Origin of the sequence: Candidatus Fonsibacter ubiquis, from assembly GCF_002688585.1 — a bacterium.
Lineage (GTDB): Bacteria > Pseudomonadota > Alphaproteobacteria > Pelagibacterales > Pelagibacteraceae > Fontibacterium > Fontibacterium commune.
Genome location: NZ_CP024034.1, coordinates 737,361 through 760,070, shown reverse-complemented (window position 1 = coordinate 760,070; position 22,710 = coordinate 737,361). Strand labels below are relative to the sequence as shown.

The following is a 22,710-nucleotide window of genomic DNA, read 5'->3' as shown; positions in this document are numbered from 1 at the left end:
TTTATTTTAACGCTGCAGTAATATCTTTTTTAAGATCAGAAACTGTTTCTAAGCCAATAGAAAGTCTTATTAAATTTTCAGTAATACCAAGAGATAATCTATCTTTTTCACTTAAAACACGATGGGTAGTTGTAGTTGGATGAGTTACAATAGATTTTGTGTCACCTAAATTATTAGAGATATCAAATATTCTTAATTTATTAATAAATTTAAAGGCTTCTTTCTTTTTACCTTGAATTTTAAAACTTAAAATTGTTCCGCCAAGGGTTTGTTGTTTTCTAGCAAGGGAGTATTGAGAAAAGTTTTTTAAAAATGGATAAAATACTTTTTCAATCTTAGAATGTTTATTTAAGAATTCTGCAATTTCTAAAGCAGCATTTGATTGTGCCTCTACTCTAATTTTGACAGTTTCCAAACCCTTTAACAAAACCCAGGCATTAAAAGGACTAATAGATGGACCGGTATGTCTCAAAAAAGGCTTAAGTACATTTTCCTTAAACTTTTTTGAGGATAATATAGCCCCACCAAGTACTCTTCCTTGCCCATCAATATGTTTTGTACCGGAATATACAATAATATCTGCACCCAGTGAAACTGGCTTTTGCAGAACAGGACTTGCAAAAATGTTATCTACAACAGTTTTAATTCTATGTTTTTTAGCAATATTGCAAACTGCTTTAATATCAACTAATTCTAAAAGTGGATTTGAAGGAGTTTCAAAGAAAAAAATTTTTGTATTTTTTTTTATAGCTTTTTTCCATTCATTTAAATTTTTTCCATCCACAAATGTTACTTCAATACCATATCGAGGGAGAATATTTTTTACGATTTCTTTGCAAGACCCAAATAAAGCAGCGGATGAAACTAAATGATCTCCAGCTCTTAATTGACACATTAATGAAAAGAATACAGCAGCCATTCCACTTGCTGTTGCAAAACAATCTTCAGAACCATCGAGTAGTGCTAACCTTTTTTCAAAAGTTTCAACGGTAGGATTTGAGTAACGAGTATACTGAAAACCTTTCTTACTACCTTTAAAAATAGCTTCAGCTTGCTCAGCGCTATCATAAACAAATCCTGATGTTAGAAATAACGCTTCAGAGGTCTCATTAAATTGACTTCTATTTAATCCTCCGCGAATTAAATTTGTGTTAGTTCCAAGTTTTGTTTTCTTCATTTTTCAGTTCTTAATTCCTTAGCCGCCTGAACCATTGTTTCAAGTGCAGCTATTGTTTCCGGCCAGCCTCTAGTTTTAAGTCCGCAATCTGGATTTACCCAAATTCTTTTCTTATCGATTAACTTTGATGCTTTTTGAATCAGTTCTTTCATCTCATTTTTATTCGGAACCCTAGGAGAATGGATGTCATAAACACCAGGCCCCACTTCATTTGGATATTTAAACTTTTCAAATGTTTTTAATAATTCCATTCTCGATCTTGATGTTTCTATGGAGATAACATCAGCATCTAAGGCAGCAATTGCATCAATAATATCTTCAAATTCAGCGTAACACATATGTGTGTGTATTTGAGTTTCATCTTTAGCAACAGCGGCAGAAATTTGGAAAGCTTTAACAGCCCAATCTAAGTATTGTTTCCAATCATTTTTCTTTAGAGGCAAACCTTCTCTCAAAGCAGGTTCGTCAATTTGAATCATATTAATTCCATTTTTTTCAAGATCTTCAACCTCATCTCTTATTGCAAAAGCAATTTGTAATGCTGTATCTTTTCTTGGCTGATCATCTCTAACAAAAGACCATTGTAAAATTGTTATTGGACCAGTTAACATGCCTTTAACAATTTTATTGGTTTGCTCTTGAGCAAATTTCGACCATTGCACTGTCATAGACTCTGGACGAGAAACATCTCCAAAAATAATTGGTGGTTTTACACATCTTGAACCATAACTTTGAACCCAGCCACTAGATGTAAAAGTAAATCCCTTAAGTTGTTCACCAAAGTATTCAACCATGTCATTTCTTTCAAATTCTCCATGGACAATAACGTCAATATCAATTTGTTCTTGTTTTTTAATGGCATCGATTGTTTTTGTTTTAAGAAAATCTTCATATTCTTTTAAGCTTAATTCATTTTTCTTAAATTTAGCTCTGGCATTTCTTACGTCGGACGTTTGAGGAAAAGATCCAATAGTTGTTGTGGGATACAAAGGTAATTTAAACAGATTAGTTTGTATTTCAGATCTTTTAATAAAGTTGGATTTTCTATTTAAAATCTGTGTTGTAATATTTTTAGCTCTCTGTTTAACTTTATCATCATGAATTAACTCAGATGTTACTCTACTTGCGATATCCTTCTTATTCTCATCTAAGTAATTTTTGATTTCATTATTACCTTTGTTTAATGAAATTTTAATATGATTAAGTTCGATTAGTTTTTGTTTAGAAAATGAAAGCCACTTCCTAATTTTTTCTGGAACTTTAGTCTCTAATCCTAAGTCATAAGGAGTATGCAATAATGGACAAGAAGAGGAGATCCATAAATTTTTAATAAATTTTGAATACTCTAGTACTTGCTCAATTTTTTTATTAACATCCGATTTCCAAATATTTCTTCCATCAATAATTCCAATAGAAATTGTTTTATTAATATCTCTTAAAGAATTTATATTTGAGATTTTTCCACGAATTAAATCAAGATGAATTCCATCTACATCGCTTTCTAAAATTTCTTTTTCAATTTCAGAGTCTAGTTTTTCAAAGTAAGTTGTTAAGATAATTTTAGATGAACCTGCAAACTTTTTTAATTGATTTAAAGTTTTTTTTATTAGTTTAGTAAAATCAGCATTTTGATTTTTTACTAAAATAGGCTCATCTATTTGTATCCATTCAGCACCTTTCTTATTTAAGACAGATAAGATTTCTGCATAAACTGGAAGTAAATTGTCTAATAAATCAATACTTTTGAAAGTCTCATCTGTAGTTTTTCCAAGACTTAAAAAAGTAAGAGGTCCTAAAATAATTGGCTTTGTATTAAAGCCTAATTTTTTAGCCTCATCAAATTCATCAAAGGGTTTATTTGAACTCAACTTAAATTTTTGATTTTTTGAAAATTCTGGCACCAAGTAATGATAATTAGTGTCAAACCATTTTGTCATTTCAAGCGCAGGAACATCCAAATCTTTTGTTTGAGAGCCACGTGCCATCGCAAAATAAGTTTTAAAAGAAACTTCATGGTCTTTATGTTTATATCTTTCAGGAATTGAACCTACTAAGCAAATTGTATCTAAAACTTGATCGTAAAATGAAAAATCATTTGAACAAATATAATCAACCCCATTATCTTTTTGTGTTTGCCAGTTATTTTTTTTTAATTCACTAGCGCACTTTAATAAATCGCCCTCAGAAATTTCAGATTTCCAATATTTTTCTAAAGCATTCTTTAATTCTCTTTTCGGTCCTATTCTTGGATATCCAATACAATTAACTTTAATTGTCATACGTTTAACTCCTTAAGTTGGTTAATTTTTATTTTTGTTTTATCTGCAATCAATCTTTTGCATACTGCGTAGCTAAGCTCATATTTATTAAGTGTATAAAAATGAAATTCATTAACACCTTCTAATTGTAATTTTTTAACTAAGTCACACGCAATGCTTGCCCCTACAATTTTTTGAACTTCATTATCATTCTCTAAGCCAGCAAATTCTTCTTCAACCCAAATTGGAATTGAAGTTCCACATTTTTTACTAAAATTCTTTATTTTTTCAAAATTATCTATTGGAAGAATACCTGGAATGATTGGGATTTTAATTCCTAGAGATATTGCTTTATCTCTAAATTTTAAAAATTTTTCATCATTAAAAAAAAACTGAGTAATAATCTTATCAGCTCCTTGATCAACTTTATTCTTTAAATTTTCCAGGTCTTTAGTTTCATTTTCTGAGTCCGGATGCTTTTCTGGATATCCTGCAACTGCAATGTGAAAATTACCTAATTTTTTTAATCCGTTCACCATATCCGCTGCATTTTCATAACCATTCTTATGGGGCATATATTTTGAATCTTTTTTTCTAACATCCCCGCGTAAGGCGACAATTTTATTTATTCCATTGTTTAACCAATCAAGTGCAATTGAGTTGATTTCATTCTTACTCATATCAACACAAGTAAGATGCCCCGCAACTGGAGTATTTGATTTTTTACTTATTTTCTTAACTAGGAAATCACTTTTATCCCTTTCACCTCCGCCAGCACCAAAAGTAACTGAGACAAATTTAGGTGAAAATTGCTCAAGCTTTTCGAGACTGTGCCATAGATTTTCGTGGCCAGCTTCATCTTTAGCAGGGAAAAATTCAAAACTAATATTTAAATCTTTGTTCATAATCTTTTTTTAAACAAAGGTTTTTTTGAAATTTTTTCTAAAAAAACCACCAGATAAAGCGGCGGTTATTAATGCTTCGCTTTAGCTGGATTTATAAAGCGCTCGCAAGTAGAAATAACTCAGCGCTAAATATTAAATAACTTTATTAAGATAAATAGTCAATATAGATCTCAATTTACAAATGATTCCAAATAATTATCTACTTTTTGTTCAATTAATTACTATTTTATTTATCACGCCAGGACCACAAAGAATTTTAATTATAACTAATTCTATGAATTATGGTTTTCCAAAAAGTCTATGGACTGGCTTGGGAGATGTATCGGCGAATGCAATTCAGATGATTTTAGCAACATTTGGAGTTTATGCTTTGATGAAGCCTAATCCACAAATTTTAGATATTTTTAAATGGATAGGCGGATTATATTTAATTTACTTAGCAATAAAGTTTTTAATAAGAAAAACCAGCGTTACTATTGATAAGACATTTGGAACTCGATCAGCTTTTGATTTGTTTAAAGATGGATTTATTTCTGCTTTATTTAGCCCAGGAGCAATTGTTTTTTTTGTTGTAATGTTCCCAACTTTTTTAAATCCAGATAATAATTTTATACTTCATTTTGTTATTTTAATGACAACACACGTATTTTTAGATTTTTTTTTTTTAACAATTTATGCTGGGGTTTCAAGTCGAATAGCAATTTTTTTAAAAAATTATCCAAATTTAATAAGTAGATTATCAGGATGTGCCCTATTATTTCTTGCCTATAAAATTTTAAGTACCAAAATTAATTTATGAATAATACCTTTGATAATAATTTTAAAAAGGGGTGTTTCGCAGCGCTTGGTATCCCAGGAATTAGTCTTGCGGCAAGTTTTTTTGCTTTAGGTGCTCTCTTTAAAAATTCTGGACTAAACGCAATACAAAGTTTTTTATCGACTTTGATTGGTTTTGCTTTACCTGGCCAGGTAGTCATGGCTGAAACTTTAATAGTAAATGGGACTTTACTAAATATTTTAATAGCAGTTTTTTTGACGAATGCCAGATTGTATCCCATGACAGTAAACCTTGTTCCAGTGATTAGACAAAAAAGTAGACCGAGATGGCATTATTATTTTTTGGCACATTTTATTGCTGTCACTAGTTGGGTTTATATGCTTTCTAATTATGATAAAATTACAAAGGAAAGCCGTTTTAGTTTTTTTTTAGGTCTTGGATCGACGCTTTGGATTTTATCTACACTTGCTACTGTTATAGGATTTTATGCCGCTGGTATTTTAAGTGCTAAAGTTTTTGTTGCTTTAATATTTTTAAATCCAATTTATTTTATGTGCATGATTGTTTCGGTTTTAAATAAATCACATATTGTAGCTACTGTTTTTTTATCAGTTATTTTGGCACCAATTCTTTTTTTAATAACCCCAGATTGGTCAGTATTACTTGCTGGAACTATTTCTGGAATAATTTCCTATTTTATTTTTATAAGGTAAATAATGCCTGAAACTTATATTTATTTAGCAATTCTTTTAACAGCATTTGCAACTTATTTACCAAGATTTTTAGGAGTTTTTTCATCAGATTTTGTCAACGAAGAAGGAAAATTATTTAAATTTGTATCATGTGTTTCTTATGGAATTTTAGCTGCGCTGATTGCGCGAATATTTATTCACCCAGTTGGTGCGTTGGAGCAAACATCTACTACAATAAGACTTTTAGCAGCAGGAATAACAATTGTTATTCTATTTGTTAGTAAAAAAAATGTGCTTTTTTCCTCTTTATTTGGTGTAATTTTATTTGGTATACTTAATTTATATTTTAATTAAATGTCATTCGAAAATATAAAAGGATTAGAAATCACATCACATCCGCAAAGCAAAAGATTAATTTCAATAAATATTTCACAAGCTGCCATTGATGAACTTATAAAAAAATTTTCATCGATCGATGTTCAGGATCTAGAACTTAAACCATTTTTGAGATTTTTTGTTGCTGATGAATGTAATAAAATTTTTGAAAATAAAATTAAAAATCTTTTTAAAGAAATATTAACCGATAGAAATCGAGGTGCATTTGTAGTTGGGCCTAAAAAGTTTAACCCAGAGGTAACTGATGATAAATTTTTAGTTAAACTTTCCACAGCCTTCACTCACTTGGTGGGACTTCCAAATTTTGACGCGATGACAGGCAAATACTATGCTCGATTTGAAGTGAAGCATGTTGATAGTAGCGACTCATATTTAAGGAAAGCTTATAAGAGGTTAGATCTTCATACCGATGGAACTTACGTCAAAGAAAAAACAGATTGGCTTTTAATGACCAAGATAATGGAAAAAAATGTCCAAGGTGGCGAAAGTGTATTACTTCACTTAGATGATTGGGAAGAATGTAATAAATTTTTTAATCATCCAGTTGGACAAATGAATTTTATTTGGGGCTCACCAAAAAGTAAGAATGTAGATTATAAAGTAACTCACCCTGTATTCTTTAAAGATAAGGATGGTAAGCCAATCATTTCTTACATTGATCAATTCCCTGAACCGCAAAGTTTAGAACAAGGTTTATTTCTAAATAATCTCTCTCAATCTTTAGAAAGTAGTAAAAATAAGATTATTTTTAAATTACCACCAGGATGCTCAATTTTCTCAAATAATTATTTTATGTTACATGGAAGACAACCATTTATTGAAAATAAAGAATTACAGCGAGAACTTATGCGTCAGCGTGGAGTTTTTTATAATTGAAAAAATTATTTTTAATATTTTTTTTACTTTTTTTTAATCAAAGTATTTATTCCAAAGAAAAATTTGCATATTTTGCTGGTGGTTGTTTTTGGTGTATGGAGCCAGTATTTGATAAATTAGAGGGAGTAAATTTTGTAATTTCTGGATATAGCGGTGGAAAAGTCCCAAATCCTACTTACCAACAAGTTATTACTGGTCGCACAGGTCACATAGAGACAGTAAAAGTTTCTTATGATCCTAAAAAAATAACTTATTCAGAACTACTTAAAAATTTCTGGGTAAATATCGACCCGTATGATGGTTATGGTCAATTTTGTGATCGAGGTAAATCCTATGCCTCCGCTATATTTTATCAAGACGATCAAGAAAGAAAATTAATTGATCAGTCAATTAAAGAGTTAAAATCAATTAAAATTAATAAAATTAAAACCTCTTTCACAGAATTTAAAAATTTTTATCCAGCTGAAGACTATCATCAGCAGTATTACAAAAAAAATCCATCAGATTATTTTGCTTATGTAATTGGTTGCAGAAGAATGGAGAGACTAAAAGAAGTTTGGAGGTAATTTATTTTAAGATTTTCCAAATTCCACATGCAGTTGCAATAACTTGTTCAGAATTAAACAATTTTGCCTCTACAAAAATCAGAGATTGAGTTTTTTTACTAATAACTACTTTACCAATCAAGATATCATTTTCTTTAGAAGTACCAATAAATTTTATATCTAGAGAAATAGTCACGCATCTTTTTCCTTCATCAATTATCTTATGCGCAGCAGAACCCATCCCACTGTCTAGAATTGAAGCTAAATAACCACCATGACTTATACCAGAGGAGTTTAAATTAAATTTTTGAACTTTTGATATAAACTCAAAATTATTTTCCGAAATTTTTTTAAATTCAATACCGCCAATATATTTTATAAAACCTTTTTTGCTTACTTCAGATGATATACTCATATAACTAATCTACCTTTTCCGGAACAAACTTTAGAGCAGTTCCATTATTGCAGTATCTTTTATTTGTGGGTTCTGGACCGTCATCAAATAAATGTCCATGATGACCACCACATCTAGCGCAATGATATTCAGTTCTAGGATAAATTAATTTATAATCTGTGCTTGTATCAAAAACATTCTTATACGATTCAAAAAAAGATGGCCAACCTGTACCGCTGTCAAATTTCATTTTAGAGCTAAATAATTTTGAATTGCAGCCTTTACAATAATAATTACCATCTCTATTTTCATTACAAAGCATATTTGTAAATGCACGTTCCGTTCCTTCTTGACGAAGAATCTTGTATTCACTTTCAGACAAAATGTTTTGCCATTCGGTTTCAGATTTATTAATTTTATATTTCATAAAATTTGAAATTAATTCTTAATTAAAATTTAATAATTTAATAGTTATGCGAATAATCTTTTGATTTATTTTTTATACTACTCCAAGTTGAACAAAAAGTAATTGTCTTTTAGTAATTTTTATAATCTAATAACTTCACAAACTAATTTAAAGGTCAGATATGTTAAAAAAAATATCTTCTATTTTATGTGCACTTTTAATGACTGTTAGCACTTCAAATTCTGCCGAATTTATTAATATTTTAACGGGTGGAACTTCAGGTGTTTATTATCCATTAGGTGTAAGTTTACAAAAAATCTATGGCGATAAAATAAAAAATTCAAAAACACAAGTACAAGCTACAAAAGCTTCCGTTGAAAATTTAAATTTACTTCAAGACGGAAAAGGTGAGATAGCTTTTGTTCTTGGGGACTCCTTAAAATTTGCTTGGGAAGGAAATGAAGAAGTCGGATTTAAAGGTAAGTTAGATAAATTAAGAGGTATCGCTGCTATTTACCCAAATTATGTTCAAATAGTTGCGGCTAAAGGTTCAAATATTAAATCAATAGCTGATTTAAAGGGCAAAAGAGTTTCTGTAGGAGCGCCAAAATCTGGAACAGAACTAAATGCAAGAGCGATATTAACTGCTGCAGGCATGAGTTACAAAGATCTTGCTAAAACAGAATATCTTCCTTTTGCTGAGTCAGTTGAGTTAATTAAAAACAGACAACTTGACGCTACACTTCAATCTGCTGGACTTGGCGTGGCATCCTTAAAAGATTTAGCAAATTCTGTGGATGTAGTGGTAGTTTCTGTCTCCCCTGATATAATTAAAAAAATAGGATCTCCATATATTACGGGAGTGATTCCGGCGAATACTTACAAAGGTCAAGCAGAAAATGTTTCAACAGCTGCTATTGGTAATTTTTTAGTTACACATAAAGATGTTTCAACAGAAACAGTTTATCAAATGACAAAATTAGTATTTGAAAGTTTACCTGAATTAGTCGCCGCACATGCTGCTGCAAAAGATATTGATATAAAAAAGGCAACAGTTGGAATGCCAGTTCCGTTACATCCTGGGGCTCAGAAATATTTTAAAGAAAAAGGAATAATAAAATAAACTAAAAATTTTTTAGTTTATGGATAAAAAAATTAACTCTACTGGTAATAATCTTTCAGTAGAGTTAATTGATCCGCTTATAGAAAAATTTCCACTCAATCTAGAAGGAAAGATATTATTTTATATAGCAATTGCTTTTTCTAGTTTTCAATTATTAACTGCAGCACATATTATAGATGTTCCTAGTCAAATTTTAAGATCAGTGCATGTTGGTTTTTTAGGACTTTTAGGATTCCCTCTTGTTTTAGCAATAAAAAAAAAAAATATATTTTTTAAAATTATTGGCTGGTGTATTGCACTAGTTAGTGTTGCTGTGGCGACCTATCAAATTATTGAGTATAAACCACTTATTCTTCGCTCAGGAGATCCAATACCAATGGATATTGTATTTGGAGTTCTTGCGTTAGTAGTCGTATTCGGAGTTTCTTGGGTCATAATGGGCATTGCATTACCAATTATCTGCGGAGTTTTTTTACTTTATTGTTTATTTGGCAATAATCTTTCGGGGCTTTTTCAACATAGAGGCTATGATTTTAAAACAGTAATTGAACATATGACTTATGGAACAGAAGGTATTTATGGAGTTCCAACTTATGTTTCTTCAACTTTTATTTTTTTGTTTATTTTATTTGGTTCTTTTTTAGAGAGAGCTGGAATGATAAAATTATTTACTGACGTTTCTCTTGGTACTGTAGGCCATACCACAGGAGGACCTGCTAAAGTTTCAATTGTTTCATCTGGATTAATGGGAACAATTTCGGGCTCTGGAGTTGCAAATGTTGTAACTACTGGTCAATTTACAATTCCTTTAATGAAAAAATTTGGATATCGCTCCGCATTTGCTGGAGGAGTCGAGGCCACAGCGTCAATGGGTGGACAAATAATGCCCCCTGTTATGGGCGCTGTTGCATTCATAATGGCCGAAACTTTAGGTGTTGAATATTTCGAAATTGTAAAAGCTGCAATAATTCCAGCTCTACTATATTATTTTTCGGCGTTTTGGATGGTTCACTTAGAAGCTTCAAAAAGAAATCTTATAGGACTTCCAAAAAATGAATTACCATCTGCAATTAAAGCAATAAAAGAAAAATGGTTTTTAGTTTTACCTTTATTGGTTTTAATTTATTTACTATTTGCAGGTTATACACCACTTTACTCAGGTAGCATTGGACTTATATTAACTGCTTTTCTTATTTTAGGTAGTTCAATTGCATTAGGATTTTCATCAAAAATAATAAAAATAATATTTTGGATAATCTTAGGTTTTACAGCCTCATTATTCTTTAAGTTAGGAGCGGATGTTATAAAAATTATTTTAGTAATTTTACTTCTTTGGAATTTTTTTTCAAAAGGTGGAAGGGAAACACTTTTGTCTTGTAGAGACGCACTTGCAGAAGGAGCAAAAACTGCACTTCCAGTTGGAGTCGCTTGTGCAGTAGTTGGAATAATAATTGGCACTCTTACTTTAACAGGAATTGCAAGTAGTATTGCTGGATTAGTAATAGATGTTGGAAAAACTAGTATCTTTTTATCACTAGTTCTTACAATGTTTATAAGTCTTATACTTGGAATGGGAATACCAACGATCCCAAATTATATCATTACATCCGCAGTGGTAGCTCCAGCATTATTAAAATTAGGCGTGCCTTTAATAGTTAGTCATATGTTTGTATTTTATTTTGGAATAATGGCTGACCTAACACCACCTGTTGCTCTTGCATGTTTTGCTGCAGCGCCAATTGCAAAGGAAAGCGGACTTAAAATTTCATTCGAAGCAATCAAAGTTGCAATGGCAGGATTTGTCATTCCTTATATGGCAGTTTATTCTCCAGAATTAATGCTACAAGGTTACGATGGAAACAATTTATTAAACTATATTTTTTCAGTTTTTTATATTTGCATTAAAGTCATACTTGCAATTTTATTTTGGGGAATAACAGTTATTGGTTACTATCATAAAGATTTAAATTTTTTTGAAAGGTTTGTAACTTTTTTAGTTCCTTTTCTTTTAGTTATAACATTGCCTTTGACTGATCAAATTGCATTTTTTTTAATTGCAGTTATTTTAATTTATTGCTGGTTTAATAAAAAAAAAATAAATACTTAATAATTTATAATTATAATACGTGTCCCTTTGTGTTGCATCGAGTTTGAAAATAGCCAGCTATGCAGTTTCATTATTCACTCTAAGTTGGTCCCATTCTGTTGAAAAAGTTCAATGGCAAGAAGACTGGAAGATTGTAAATAATAAATTTGAAATTATAGAGGCCAGAATAAAAGGATCGGGCGCAGGAATGGAACCACCCGAAAATTCCAAATTAGTTAACGGTTGGTGGGTTTATAAACCAAAAAATATTCAACAAAATGAGATTATTCTTGCCACATCTAGTGCTAACATAGAGAATTGGAAAATATGTTTTAAGGGAGAATGTTTTGAGCTACCTAACAATAAAAATAATCCGTTGAAGTTATATGTTTGTGATAGTAAATAATGTGCGAATTTATTTATGAGCAAAGTTAATTCTTTTAAATCAAAAAAAACAATCAAAGTTAATGGAAAAGATTATGTAATTTACAGCCTTACAGAGGCTGAGAAGAATGGACTTAAAGATATAAGTAAACTACCAAAGTCTCTTAAAGTTTTATTAGAAAATTTACTCCGTTATGAAGATAACAGCACAGTAGATAAAACACAGATTAATGCTATTCAAAGTTGGTTAAATAATAAAACTTCAGATACTGAAATTGCATATCGTCCCGCTCGAGTTTTAATGCAGGATTATACAGGAATTCCAGCAGTTGCAGATCTAGCGGCAATGCGTGATGCAGTTAAGGCAAAGAATAAAGATCCAAAAAAAATTAATCCATTATCACAAGTAGACTTAGTAATAGACCATTCTGTGATGGTTGATAATTATGCCAATAAAGATTCATTTGATTTAAATGTTGAAAAAGAATTTTCAAGAAATGGGGAAAGATATTCTTTTTTAAAATGGGGACAGCAAGCATTTGATAATTTTAAAGTGGTACCTCCAGGCACAGGAATTTGTCATCAAGTTAATTTAGAATATTTATCAAAAGTAGTCTGGTCATCTGAAATGAATGGAGAATTGACTGCTTATCCAGATACTTTAGTGGGCACTGATAGTCACACAACAATGGTAAATGGTCTTTCTGTTTTAGGTTGGGGAGTTGGAGGAATTGAAGCTGAGGCTGTAATGTTGGGACAGCCTATTTCTATGTTAATTCCTGAGGTTGTTGGATTTGAAGTTAAAGGAAAATTACCAGAAGGCACAACTGCAACAGATTTAGTTTTAACAGTTACACAAATGTTAAGAAAAAAAGGCGTAGTTGGAAAATTTGTCGAGTTTTATGGCGAGGGTTTAAAAAATTTATCTTTAGCAGATAGAGCAACTATAGCAAACATGGCTCCGGAATACGGTGCGACTTGTGGATTTTTTCCAATTGATGAAGAGACATTAAAATATTTAGAATTTACTGGAAGAGATAAAGATTTAATTAAACTTATAGAAGTTTATGCAAAAGAGCAGGGACTATGGACTAGTTCTGGCATGGTATTTACTGATACTTTAAGCCTAGATGTGAGCACAGTGGCGCCAACAATTGCAGGACCAAAACGCCCTCAGGATAAAGTGTTATTAACAGATGCTGCAAAAGATTTTGATAAAAATTTTAAAGAAACTATAAAAAGAACAGCTTTAAAAGAATATCCAGTTGAAAATGCAAATTATAAATTAAAAGATGGAAATATTGTCATTGCCGCAATCACATCTTGTACAAATACTTCTAACCCTAGCGTTTTAATTGCTGCAGGACTTCTTGCTAAAAAAGCAATTGAAAAAGGATTGTCTTCTAAGCCTTGGGTTAAAACCTCACTTGCGCCAGGTTCAAAAGTAGTTACAGATTATTTAGAAAAAGCTGGACTTGATACCTATCTAAATCAATTAGGTTTTAATTTAGTTGGCTATGGTTGTACGACTTGTATTGGAAATTCTGGACCATTGAATGATAATATTAGTAATTCAATTATAAAAGGTGAATTATATGTTGCCTCAGTTCTATCAGGAAATAGAAATTTTGAAGGAAGAGTTCATCCACAAGTAAAAGCAAATTATTTAGCATCACCTCCTTTAGTTGTGGCTTATGCTATTGCAGGCTCGATGATGGTTGATCTTTATAAGGATGCACTTGGCAAAGATAAAAATGGCAAAGATGTATTTTTAAAAGATATTTGGCCTTCAAATAAAGAAATTGCAGATAAAATCTTAACTTCAATCACGGCGCAGATGTATAGATCGAGGTATGATAATGTTTCAGAAGGACCAGCTAGTTGGCAGAAAATTAAAACAGTTGCGAGTAGTATTTATGATTGGGATCAAAAATCAACCTATGTTAAGCGACCTCCATTTTTTGAAAATTTACCTGACAAACCGGAGGGATTTAAAGCAATTAAGAACGCAAGGCCTCTTTTAATTTTAGCAGATTCAATAACAACGGATCATATTTCTCCAGCAGGATCTATTCAAAAATCTGGACCCACAGGAGATTATTTTATGGAGCATCAAGTACTTCAAAAAGATTTCAACTCTTATGGAGCAAGAAGAGGAAATCATGAAGTAATGATGAGAGGAACTTTTGCTAATATCAGAATTAAAAATGAAATGGCGCCAGGTACAGAAGGAGGAGTGACTATGCTTCATCCTGATAAAAAAGTAATGCCAGTATTTGACGCTTCTATGGAATACCAAAAAAGGAAAGTGGACCTTGTTGTAATTGCAGGTAAAGAATATGGAACAGGATCATCTCGTGACTGGGCTGCAAAAGGCACCAAACTTTTAGGGGTTAAAGCAGTGATTGCTGAAAGCTTTGAAAGAATTCATAGATCTAATTTAGTTGGCATGGGAATTTTACCTCTTCAATTTAAAGAGGGATATTCGAGAAAGACCTTAAATTTAAAAGGATCTGAAATTATAAATATTCTAAATGTTGAAAAAGGCCTAAAACCTAGAGAAGAAGTAACTGTAGAGTTCTTATTTGAAGACGGAAGTTCTAAAAAAATTAATGTTCTTTCAAGAATCGATACTGATAATGAAACTGAATATTATAAACATGGTGGCATTCTTCAGTACGTTTTAAGAAATATGGCTTAAATTTTTTAATTATATCTTTTCGATATTTGCAATCTTTCTTTTTATTTTTTCTACATATAGTGCAAATTGTTGCTCTGCAGCTTCTAATGTTACAAGTTGGAAGAAAATTTCTTTATTTGAATTTTGTTGTATTAAGTCATCATAATCAGAAGAAATAATTGAACCAACTTTTGGGTATCCACCCGTTGTTGGATGATCAGATAGAAGTATAATTGGATTTCCATCTCCTGGAACTTGAATTGCTCCTTTTATAATACCTTCGGAAGGAATATTGGAATTAACTAAGTTTTCTAAACTTTTTCCCAAAACTCTCATTCCCATTCTGTCAGTTTGTTTAGTGATTAAATAGGGTGTTGAAAAAAATTCTTTTTTAGAAGCCGCACTAAAGTAATGAAATTGTGGGCCAGGAAGCACGCTAAATATTTTTTTTTCTTCAAATTTAATATTTCTTATTATTTTATTTTCTTTAGTTTCGGAGTTTTTAATAATTAAGATTTTATCTTTTAATTCAATTTTTTTTCCATCGTTAGGACCAATAAATGCTCGAGGTTGAGATGAAACGGATCCGCAAAATTTATTTAATTTAAAACCTCCTTCAATACTTAAATACCCATAAACAGAGGATTTTGTTGCAAGAATGTCTAATTGATCACCTTCATTTAGATCATACGTGCGGTAAGTTTCACCAATTACTTCTCCTTTTTGAGAATATATTTTAAAAAAAACATTTCCCGTAATTGCAATTTTAGTTTTACCTTTTATTAATTTTAGCAAAGGACCTTGGTAAGCAAATTCTATTGTTCCAGTATTTTTTTCATTGTTTAATAAAACATTAGAAAGCAGAAAAGATTGGTAATCCATAGCGCCACCTGGAGCTAGCCCCATATACTGCACACCAAATCTTCCTCTATCTTGAAATGTTGAATTAATGCCTGGTCTTAAAACTTCAAAATAACTTTGTTCCATTATTTTAATTCTGATTTATTAACTTTTTTAAATTTTATTGTGTCTCCGGGTGAAAACAAACATGGGTTTGTAAGATTTTTAGTATCAAATAACTTAACAGAAGTTCTGCCAATAATGTTCCATCCTCCAGGACTAAGATAAGGGTAAACGATGCAAAATTTTTCTGCAATCGCAACAGAGCCAATGGGTACTTGAACTCTGGGTGACTGAAGTCGGCCGGTAAATAATTTTTTATCAAGATCACCCATATAGGGATGACCTGGCATAAAACCTATCATGTATACATAAAATTCAGTTTCCAGATGAGATTTAATAATTTCCTCCTTAGATAATTTTAGCGAGTTAGTTAAATTCTCTAAATCAAGCGCAAATTCATCATCATAACAAACAGGAATAGTCCAGTTTTTGCCTGATTGAGTTGTGTTTAATTTTTTAAGATCAATAGTTGAAATTATTTCTTTAATTTTATGAGAGTTATTTATTTCCAAATCAAAATGTACAACTAGTTTATTGTAGGATGGAATAATATTGTAGATACCTTTAATTTCGTTTTTATTACTTTTTTCTTTAAGATAGTTAAAAAGGTTAATAACTTTTTTATTAATATCTTTATTTACCTCTTCACCAAAATCACAAATGATCCCTTGATCGCTGATATTAGTTATTTTTTTTATCATGGATATTGTATAAACTTTAAGAAATTTTAAATTAGCAAAAGCGAAATATAATGGAAGTAAATATTAATAGTGATCTTGGTGAAAGTTCAAAGTTTCATTCTACAGAAAATGATCCTGCCTTATTAAAAATAGTAAATTCTGCAAATATTGCTTGCGGTTATCACGCAGGAGATGAAGAAACGATGAAAAAGACAATTAGAATATCTAAAGATAATGGTGTTAGTATTGGATCGCACCCATCTTACTTGGATAGAGAAAATTTTGGCAGAAAGAGAATGAATATTTCTTCAGAGGAAGTTACTAAACTTATTATCGATCAATGTGAAATTTTAAGTATAGCTGCTGATAAGTTAAAAATGAAAGTAACCCACGTAAAACCCCATGGAGCTCTAAGTAATACTGCCTGCGAGAATTATGAATTGTCAATGACTATTGCAAAAGCAATTAGACAATTTGATCCAAATATTATTTTTTTAGTTAATGCACATACAGAAATGGAAAAAGCTGGGAGAGACTTAAAGTTAAGAATTGCATGCGAGGTATTTGCGGACAGAAACTACGAAGATAATGGTTATCTTGTTTCAAGATCAAAACCTAATGCAATGATCTTAGATAGAGAAGAATCTGCAAAACATGTTCTTAAGATGTTAGAAAATCAGGCTTTAAATTGCTATTCTGGAAAACAGATCAAATGTGACATTGATTCAATTTGTGTTCACGGCGATGAAAAAACTGCAGTAGATAATGCTAGGTATTTGCGTGACATCTTAATTAAAAACGGTTTTCAATTGAAATCTTTGGATAAATTAAAAAAAATAAACTGATCAAAAAAAAAGGGACGGTTAATTAAAACCGCCCCTTAATTTATTAAAAATAATTAATTATTTTTTTTGTGCCCAAGTTGGCATTGGGTATTTCACTTCGCAGGCTGCAAATGTGAATGGATAAATTGTACAATATTTACCATTTTGTACTTGCATCAAAATACCTCTTTGAAGTTCATTTTGACCTTTTGCATCGAATCTAACTCCTTCGTAAGGAACAATCAGATCCTTTGCAGGGATATTTGTTTTAATTAATGCATCTCTAATTTTATCAGGATTAGTTGATCCAGCTCTGTTAATTGCATCTGCTAAAACCATAAATGCAGTAAATTCTCTAGCTGGAACATCTGATAAATCTCGTCCATTAGATTTTTTCTTAAAAAGCTCATTTACCTTGGATAGATTTGGGATTCTTTTTGCAAGGTCATCATTGTATGGTGATCTTGTAATAGCTCCTTCAGCATCTTTTCCTGCAGTAGAGACAAATGCAGGGTCTGTGTAACCAGCATTTTGTGCTAAAAGCATTTTAGGATTATAATCTAATTCCTTAGCTGTTTTTAAAAACAAATAAGTATCAGCAGTATATGATGATGGTAACAAAAGGTCCGCATTAGATGCTTTTAACTTTTGTACTTCAGAACTTAATGAAGTTGCTTTGGCATTATATGTAATTTTGTCTAATAACTTATATTTCTTATCGTTAATAAACTTTTCTTGTGTCGTTGCACTGTCTGTACCAAAAGCTGAATCTTCATGAAGAATACTTGCTGAAGATATTTTTATATTCTTTTTCTTTTGAAATTCATCTAAGAAATCAAACATTAACTTGGTAAACTGGCCGTCATGCGGACTTACTCTAAAGAAATATTTAAGACCTCTCTCTGTTAAAGCAGGAGAAGATGATGAGCCATTAACAAATGGTATTCCAGCTCTCTCAGCCACAAGACTTGAAGTTGCTGTTACACCTGAAAAATAAGCACCAAAAAGCGCATGTACTTTTTCGTTATTAATTAATCTTTCAGCTTCGCCTTGGCCTATCTCAGGTTTTCCTTGGTGATCGACAATTACAACTTTAATTTTTGCACCTTTAAGTCCTGGTAAACCTTCAGTTTTTGCTAGCGGAATGTTAAGATCAGTTTTATTGTTTATAATATCAACCGCAGTTTCGATAGCAGCTTTTGCATCAAGACCAATTTGTGCAACTGGTCCTGTTAGCGGAAGAAGTACTCCAATTTTAACTTCATTTGCTTTTACAATATTTGCAAATAATGAACTGAATGCAAAAATTGAAGCAAATAAAAAACTTGTTATTTTTATTTTCATAGATTTCCTTTATTATTTTAATTAAGTTAACCACTTATTTTAAATTAAGTAAATAAAATCATAAATGACTTCACAAGTAATATTTCAAGCAATTATAAGTGGAATTTTAATGGGTTTAATTTACGCATTAATTGCTGCGGGGCTAAGTTTAATTTTCGGATTAATGGAAATTGTAAATTTTGCTCACGGAGATCATTTAATGCTTTCAATGTTTTCAACATTTTGGTTTTGGATGTTATTTGGAATTGATCCAATATTTTCAATACCACTGACTATTATTTTAATGGCTTTTTTAGGAGTATTTACTCACTATTTTATTATTCGAAAAATTTTGAATTCAACTATGTTAATCCAAATTTGTGCAACCTTTGGACTTGCTGTAACAATAAGAGCTTTAGCGCAATTTTTTTTTACACCTGACTTTAGAACAATAAAAAATCCAATCATTCAAGGAAAGTTTGAAGTCTACGGAGTTTTTATTGGTTACCCTCAATTATTTGCAAGTTTTGTCTGCTTATTTGCATTTATTTTATTATATTTATTTGTAACTAAAACTGAAACAGGAACTGCCTTACAAGCAACTTCTCAAGATAGACAAGCTGCAGAAATTTTAGGAATACCCTCAAATAAAATGTTCGCATTGGGTTGGGCTATTGGTCTAAGTTGTGTAGCAGTTGCTGGTTCGATGTTGTCAAATTATTATTATGTTTTTCCAGATGTAGGAGTGAATTTTTCTTTATTTGCCTTTGTTGCTGTAGCTTTAGGAGGTTTTGGAAGTATCAATGGAAGTTTGATTGCAGGAGTAATAATTGGAATTGTTGAGTCTGTGGGAGGTTTATTGATCGATCCCTCTTATAAACTACTCTATGTTTTTGCCGTTTATTTATTAGTAGTAATATTAAGACCACAAGGAATCTTTGGAAGATATTAAAATATGAACTTAATTTCCAAAGAGTTGTTGCAAGCTAAAAATGAACCTTTAAATTATTTTAACAAAAATTCACTAATAATAATTGGTATAGTCGTTTTAGGGTTATTTTTATATCCTTTCATTTCCCCATCTAAATTTGCTCTTCATCTATTGATGATGATTTTTATGCACGCGGTTATGTCCCAATCATGGAATGTACTTGCTGGATTTTCTGGACAAATTAGTCTTGGGCATGCAATCTTTTTTGGTATTGGCGCTTATGCATCTGGATATTTTTATACAAAATTTCAAATTACGCCTTGGTTTGGAATTATAATTGGAATTGCAATTTCTGCATTCATTGCATTGTTAATTGGAGTGCCGATGTTAAGATTAAAAGGACATTATTTTGCAATAGCAACTTTATTAATTGGAATAAGTTTTCAAGTTATTTTTCAAAGGTGGCCTGAAGTTGGTGCATCCGCAGGTTTATATGTACCTATAAACCGAGATAGTCCTTGGCTTTCAATGCAATTTCATAAAAATAAAGTTGCATACTATTACATCACTTTGGTTTTTTTTATCATAACCTTCTTTTTAGTTTGGTTACTGAACCGATCAAAACTTGGTTATCGACTTAAAGCTATCAGAGATCAATCAGAAGCAGCATCAAGCTTAGGTATTCATGTATCTAAGTATAAGGTGATTGCTTTTATAATTTCTGCAATGATCATGGCTCCAATGGGAAGTATATATGCGCAATATGTTCTTATCATAGATCCTAATAATACTTTTAGTGCTGATATATCTATTTTAGTATTATTAATTTCAGTCATGGGTGGGGTTGGAAATATTTGGGGGCCTATTATCGGTTCATCAATTTTAATTCCTATTTCTGAATTTTCTAGAATTTATTTTGGCGGTACCGGACGATCTATAGATTTAATTATTTATGGAATTTTAATTATTTTAATTTGTATATTTAGACCCTCAGGAATTGTTTCATTAATTCCAAGATCTTTTAGAGAAAGAGAAAAGGTAAAATGAGTAATTTACTAAAAGTTGAAAATCTGAGTAGATCATTTGGGGGAATTCATGCAAATAGCGATATTACATTTGATGTTAACGAAGGAGAGATTTTAGGAGTTATTGGTCCAAATGGAGCAGGTAAATCTACCTTATTCGATCTTATTACTGGATTTACAAAATCAGACAAAGGTCAGGTTATATTAAGAGATAAAAATATAACAAATATTAGACCGGATCTAATTTGTAGATTAGGAGTCGGTCGAACTTTTCAAAAACTAAAACCTTTTGCTGATCAGACTTTATTAGAAAATGTAATTGTCGGCGCGTTAGTAAAAGAAAAAAATTTAAAAGTTGCGCGCGACAAAGCTTTAGAAATTATTGATTTTGTTGATTTAATTGAAAAAAGACACCATTACGCAAAAGAACTTTCAACCGGACAACGTAAACGTTTAGAACTTGCAAGAGCTTTGGCAACAGATCCTAAATTATTACTTATGGATGAGGTTACTGGAGGAGTTGATCAAAGAACTATTCCTGGTCTTGTTGAATTAGTTCTAAAATTAAAAAAAAATGGAATAACTGTTGTAACGATTGAGCATAACATGAAAATTATCATGGATATTTCAGATAGAATTCTTGCTCTCAATCAGGGAAAAAGAATTGCATTTGATACGCCAAAAAATATTAGTCAAAATACACAAGTAATAGATGCTTACCTAGGAACTATTGATGCTGCTTAATATAAAAAATATTGATGTTGCGTATGATGATTACCAAGTCATTTGGAATGTTTCTTTAAATGTAAAAGAGGGTGAAATAGTAGCATTGCTTGGCCCTAATGGATCAGGAAAAAGTACTATCCTCAATAGTATTAGTGGTTTGATAAAAATAAAAAGTGGAGAAATAAATTTTAATAAAATTCAAATTAATAAATATGAAACTTATCAAAGAGTTGGTGTTGGAATTTCACACGTCTTAGAAAGACGAAGAGTGTTTCCGTATTTAACAGTTTTGCAAAATTTATTACTTGGCGCTTATCATGAAAAAGCAAAGACTGAAAGAGAAAAATCATTACAAGATATTTACAATTTTTTTCCAAAATTAAAGGATCGTTCAAATCAAATTGCAAATACTATGTCCGGGGGTGAACAACAAATGTTAGCGATTGGTAGAGGATTGATGGGAATGCCAAAATTACTTATGGTCGACGAGCCTTTCCTTGGACTTGCTCCATTAGTTATTGAAGATTTAAAGTTAATTTTTAAAAAAATCGCAGAGCGAGGAATTTCTATTTTATTTGTAGAACAAAATGTAAGATTAGCTTTAAGTATGGCGCAAAGGGGCTATGTTCTTGAAAGCGGAAGGCTTGTAATTGATGGAGCCTCAAATGACCTAATTAATAGCAAAGAATTAAAAAGAGTTTTTTTAGGGTCCTAGTTTATTGCCGCAAGACTGCTATTTAATTTATCAGTAATTAACATTGCTCCTGGTTTGTGAGTTATACAAAATTCAGGCTTACAATTTTCAACTACGGACTGGGGAGTAACTCCACATGCCCAAAATACTGGAATTTCATTATTTTTAATTGCCCTAGGCGGGTCACCATACTCGGGTTTCATAATATTTTTTATTCCTATTTGACCAGGCTCACCTAAGTGCACAGGCGCTCCATGAACAGCTGGAAATCTTGATGAAATTTGAATTGCTTTGATCGTATCTTCTGCATTTAAAGGTCTCATCGAAACAACTAGTTTTCCTTTAAAAGGACCTGCTGGTTCGCAATCTATATTCGTTTTATACATAGGCACAGTTGTGTTGTTTTTTATATGCTGCATTTCAATTCCAGCTTCCATTAAAGGTAATTCAAATGACATAGAGCAACCTAAAACAAAGACAACTAGATCGTCATTCCAATATTTTTTAATGTTACAAGGTTCATCAATAATTTCACCATTTTTCCAAATTCTGTATTTTGGCACATCAGTTCTAATATCAATATCACCTAGATCTTTTAAATAAGGATTTCCTTTAGTTCCAAAACCAATTAGCGGACATGGTTTAGGATTTTTCTGACAAAAGGCTGCAAAGTCGATTGCGTATTTACTTGGCAAGATACAGAGATTTCCTTGTACATATTTCCCGGCGATACCAGCAGTTTGTTTATCATATTTATCAGCTCTTATAATTTTTCTTGCTTCGACGGGATCTGTGATATTTAACATTTAATTTTATAAAAAAATTTAATTACAAGTTTAATTTA

The 22,710-nt window shown here is 31.1% G+C and carries 23 protein-coding genes; 14 read left to right on the top strand and 9 right to left on the bottom strand.

What is annotated here, in order from left to right:
* Nucleotide 1: 1 nt before the first annotated feature.
* From metZ to metF, 3 genes are read right to left on the bottom strand one after another with little or no spacing between them, the layout of a single operon-like run.
* Nucleotides 2–1,177, bottom strand: coding sequence for an O-succinylhomoserine sulfhydrylase (gene metZ / locus CR143_RS04175; protein ID WP_099340579.1), 1,176 nt, complete (start codon nt 1,175–1,177; stop codon nt 2–4).
* Nucleotides 1,174–3,456 carry a 5-methyltetrahydropteroyltriglutamate--homocysteine S-methyltransferase gene (gene metE, locus CR143_RS04170; RefSeq protein ID WP_204524591.1) on the bottom strand — a complete coding sequence of 761 codons (2,283 nt, stop codon included), beginning with the start codon at nt 3,454–3,456 and terminating at the stop codon, nt 1,174–1,176. The genes metZ and metE overlap by 4 nt, the downstream gene beginning before the upstream one ends.
* Complete coding sequence (metF, locus tag CR143_RS04165) at nt 3,453–4,340, bottom strand: methylenetetrahydrofolate reductase [NAD(P)H] (protein WP_099340578.1); 888 nt, start codon at nt 4,338–4,340, stop codon at nt 3,453–3,455. Before metF ends, metE begins: the two co-directional genes overlap by 4 nt.
* A 181-nt stretch (nt 4,341–4,521) precedes the next feature.
* On the opposite strand from metF, the gene CR143_RS04160 reads away from it, so the two are divergent.
* From CR143_RS04160 to msrA, 5 genes are read left to right on the top strand one after another with little or no spacing between them, the layout of a single operon-like run.
* A complete protein-coding gene (locus tag CR143_RS04160) occupies nt 4,522–5,139 on the top strand; it encodes a LysE family translocator (RefSeq protein WP_099340577.1) in 618 nt (205 codons plus the stop codon).
* A complete protein-coding gene (locus CR143_RS04155; protein ID WP_099340576.1) occupies nt 5,136–5,831 on the top strand; it encodes an AzlC family ABC transporter permease in 696 nt (231 codons plus the stop codon). The genes CR143_RS04160 and CR143_RS04155 overlap by 4 nt, the downstream gene beginning before the upstream one ends.
* Nucleotides 5,832–5,834: 3 nt before the next feature.
* Nucleotides 5,835–6,164, top strand: a complete 330-nt coding sequence (locus CR143_RS04150) for an AzlD domain-containing protein (protein ID WP_099340575.1) — start codon at nt 5,835–5,837, stop codon at nt 6,162–6,164.
* Complete coding sequence (glaH, locus tag CR143_RS04145) at nt 6,165–7,082, top strand: glutarate dioxygenase GlaH (protein WP_099340574.1); 918 nt, start codon at nt 6,165–6,167, stop codon at nt 7,080–7,082.
* Nucleotides 7,079–7,648 carry a peptide-methionine (S)-S-oxide reductase MsrA gene (msrA, locus tag CR143_RS04140; RefSeq protein ID WP_099340573.1) on the top strand — a complete coding sequence of 190 codons (570 nt, stop codon included), beginning with the start codon at nt 7,079–7,081 and terminating at the stop codon, nt 7,646–7,648. Before glaH ends, msrA begins: the two co-directional genes overlap by 4 nt.
* Nucleotide 7,649: 1 nt before the next feature.
* On the opposite strand, the gene CR143_RS04135 is transcribed toward msrA, so the two are convergent.
* Nucleotides 7,650–8,042, bottom strand: a complete 393-nt coding sequence (locus CR143_RS04135; RefSeq protein WP_204524590.1) for a PaaI family thioesterase — start codon at nt 8,040–8,042, stop codon at nt 7,650–7,652.
* A 4-nt stretch (nt 8,043–8,046) separates the two neighbouring features.
* Entirely contained in the window at nt 8,047–8,448 is a 402-nt protein-coding gene (gene msrB / locus CR143_RS04130; protein ID WP_099340571.1) for a peptide-methionine (R)-S-oxide reductase MsrB, read from the bottom strand.
* 160 nt (nt 8,449–8,608) lie between these two features.
* On the opposite strand from msrB, the gene CR143_RS04125 reads away from it, so the two are divergent.
* The 4 genes from CR143_RS04125 to acnA are packed head-to-tail and all read left to right on the top strand — an operon-like array spanning nt 8,609 to nt 14,721.
* A complete protein-coding gene (locus CR143_RS04125) occupies nt 8,609–9,550 on the top strand; it encodes a TAXI family TRAP transporter solute-binding subunit (RefSeq protein ID WP_099340570.1) in 942 nt (313 codons plus the stop codon).
* A 19-nt stretch (nt 9,551–9,569) separates the two neighbouring features.
* Nucleotides 9,570–11,657: a TRAP transporter permease gene (locus CR143_RS04120; RefSeq protein WP_099340569.1), complete on the top strand. Its 2,088-nt coding sequence runs from the start codon at nt 9,570–9,572 to the stop codon at nt 11,655–11,657.
* A gap of 43 nt (nt 11,658–11,700) precedes the next feature.
* Entirely contained in the window at nt 11,701–12,042 is a 342-nt protein-coding gene (locus CR143_RS04115; RefSeq protein ID WP_204524589.1) for a DUF1850 domain-containing protein, read from the top strand.
* Nucleotides 12,043–12,057: 15 nt separating this feature from the next.
* Nucleotides 12,058–14,721, top strand: coding sequence for an aconitate hydratase AcnA (gene acnA / locus CR143_RS04110; protein ID WP_099340567.1), 2,664 nt, complete (start codon nt 12,058–12,060; stop codon nt 14,719–14,721).
* Nucleotides 14,722–14,730: 9 nt separating this feature from the next.
* Here the strand turns inward: acnA and CR143_RS04105 are convergent, their stop codons facing one another.
* Both CR143_RS04105 and pxpB read right to left on the bottom strand, forming a co-directional pair.
* Nucleotides 14,731–15,687 carry a 5-oxoprolinase subunit C family protein gene (locus CR143_RS04105; RefSeq protein WP_099340566.1) on the bottom strand — a complete coding sequence of 319 codons (957 nt, stop codon included), beginning with the start codon at nt 15,685–15,687 and terminating at the stop codon, nt 14,731–14,733.
* On the bottom strand, nt 15,687–16,364 hold the full coding sequence (gene pxpB / locus CR143_RS04100) for a 5-oxoprolinase subunit PxpB (protein ID WP_099340565.1): 678 nt from the start codon (nt 16,362–16,364) through the stop codon (nt 15,687–15,689). Before pxpB ends, CR143_RS04105 begins: the two co-directional genes overlap by 1 nt.
* Nucleotides 16,365–16,414: 50 nt before the next feature.
* On the opposite strand from pxpB, the gene CR143_RS04095 reads away from it, so the two are divergent.
* On the top strand, nt 16,415–17,188 hold the full coding sequence (locus CR143_RS04095) for a LamB/YcsF family protein (protein ID WP_099340564.1): 774 nt from the start codon (nt 16,415–16,417) through the stop codon (nt 17,186–17,188).
* A 57-nt stretch (nt 17,189–17,245) separates the two neighbouring features.
* On the opposite strand, the gene CR143_RS04090 is transcribed toward CR143_RS04095, so the two are convergent.
* Nucleotides 17,246–18,511: an ABC transporter substrate-binding protein gene (locus CR143_RS04090; RefSeq protein WP_099340563.1), complete on the bottom strand. Its 1,266-nt coding sequence runs from the start codon at nt 18,509–18,511 to the stop codon at nt 17,246–17,248.
* A 64-nt stretch (nt 18,512–18,575) separates the two neighbouring features.
* Between CR143_RS04090 and CR143_RS04085 the strand changes: the two genes are divergently transcribed.
* From CR143_RS04085 to CR143_RS04070, 4 genes are read left to right on the top strand one after another with little or no spacing between them, the layout of a single operon-like run.
* On the top strand, nt 18,576–19,442 hold the full coding sequence (locus tag CR143_RS04085) for a branched-chain amino acid ABC transporter permease (RefSeq protein ID WP_099340562.1): 867 nt from the start codon (nt 18,576–18,578) through the stop codon (nt 19,440–19,442).
* A 3-nt stretch (nt 19,443–19,445) separates the two neighbouring features.
* On the top strand, nt 19,446–20,468 hold the full coding sequence (locus CR143_RS04080) for a branched-chain amino acid ABC transporter permease (RefSeq protein WP_099340561.1): 1,023 nt from the start codon (nt 19,446–19,448) through the stop codon (nt 20,466–20,468).
* Complete coding sequence (locus CR143_RS04075) at nt 20,465–21,190, top strand: ABC transporter ATP-binding protein (RefSeq protein ID WP_099340560.1); 726 nt, start codon at nt 20,465–20,467, stop codon at nt 21,188–21,190. Before CR143_RS04080 ends, CR143_RS04075 begins: the two co-directional genes overlap by 4 nt.
* On the top strand, nt 21,180–21,887 hold the full coding sequence (locus tag CR143_RS04070) for an ABC transporter ATP-binding protein (protein ID WP_099341007.1): 708 nt from the start codon (nt 21,180–21,182) through the stop codon (nt 21,885–21,887). The genes CR143_RS04075 and CR143_RS04070 overlap by 11 nt, the downstream gene beginning before the upstream one ends.
* On the opposite strand, the gene CR143_RS04065 is transcribed toward CR143_RS04070, so the two are convergent.
* Nucleotides 21,884–22,672: a putative hydro-lyase gene (locus CR143_RS04065; RefSeq protein WP_099340559.1), complete on the bottom strand. Its 789-nt coding sequence runs from the start codon at nt 22,670–22,672 to the stop codon at nt 21,884–21,886. The two genes, CR143_RS04070 and CR143_RS04065, sit on opposite strands and share 4 nt — an antisense overlap.
* Nucleotides 22,673–22,710 lie beyond the last annotated feature (38 nt).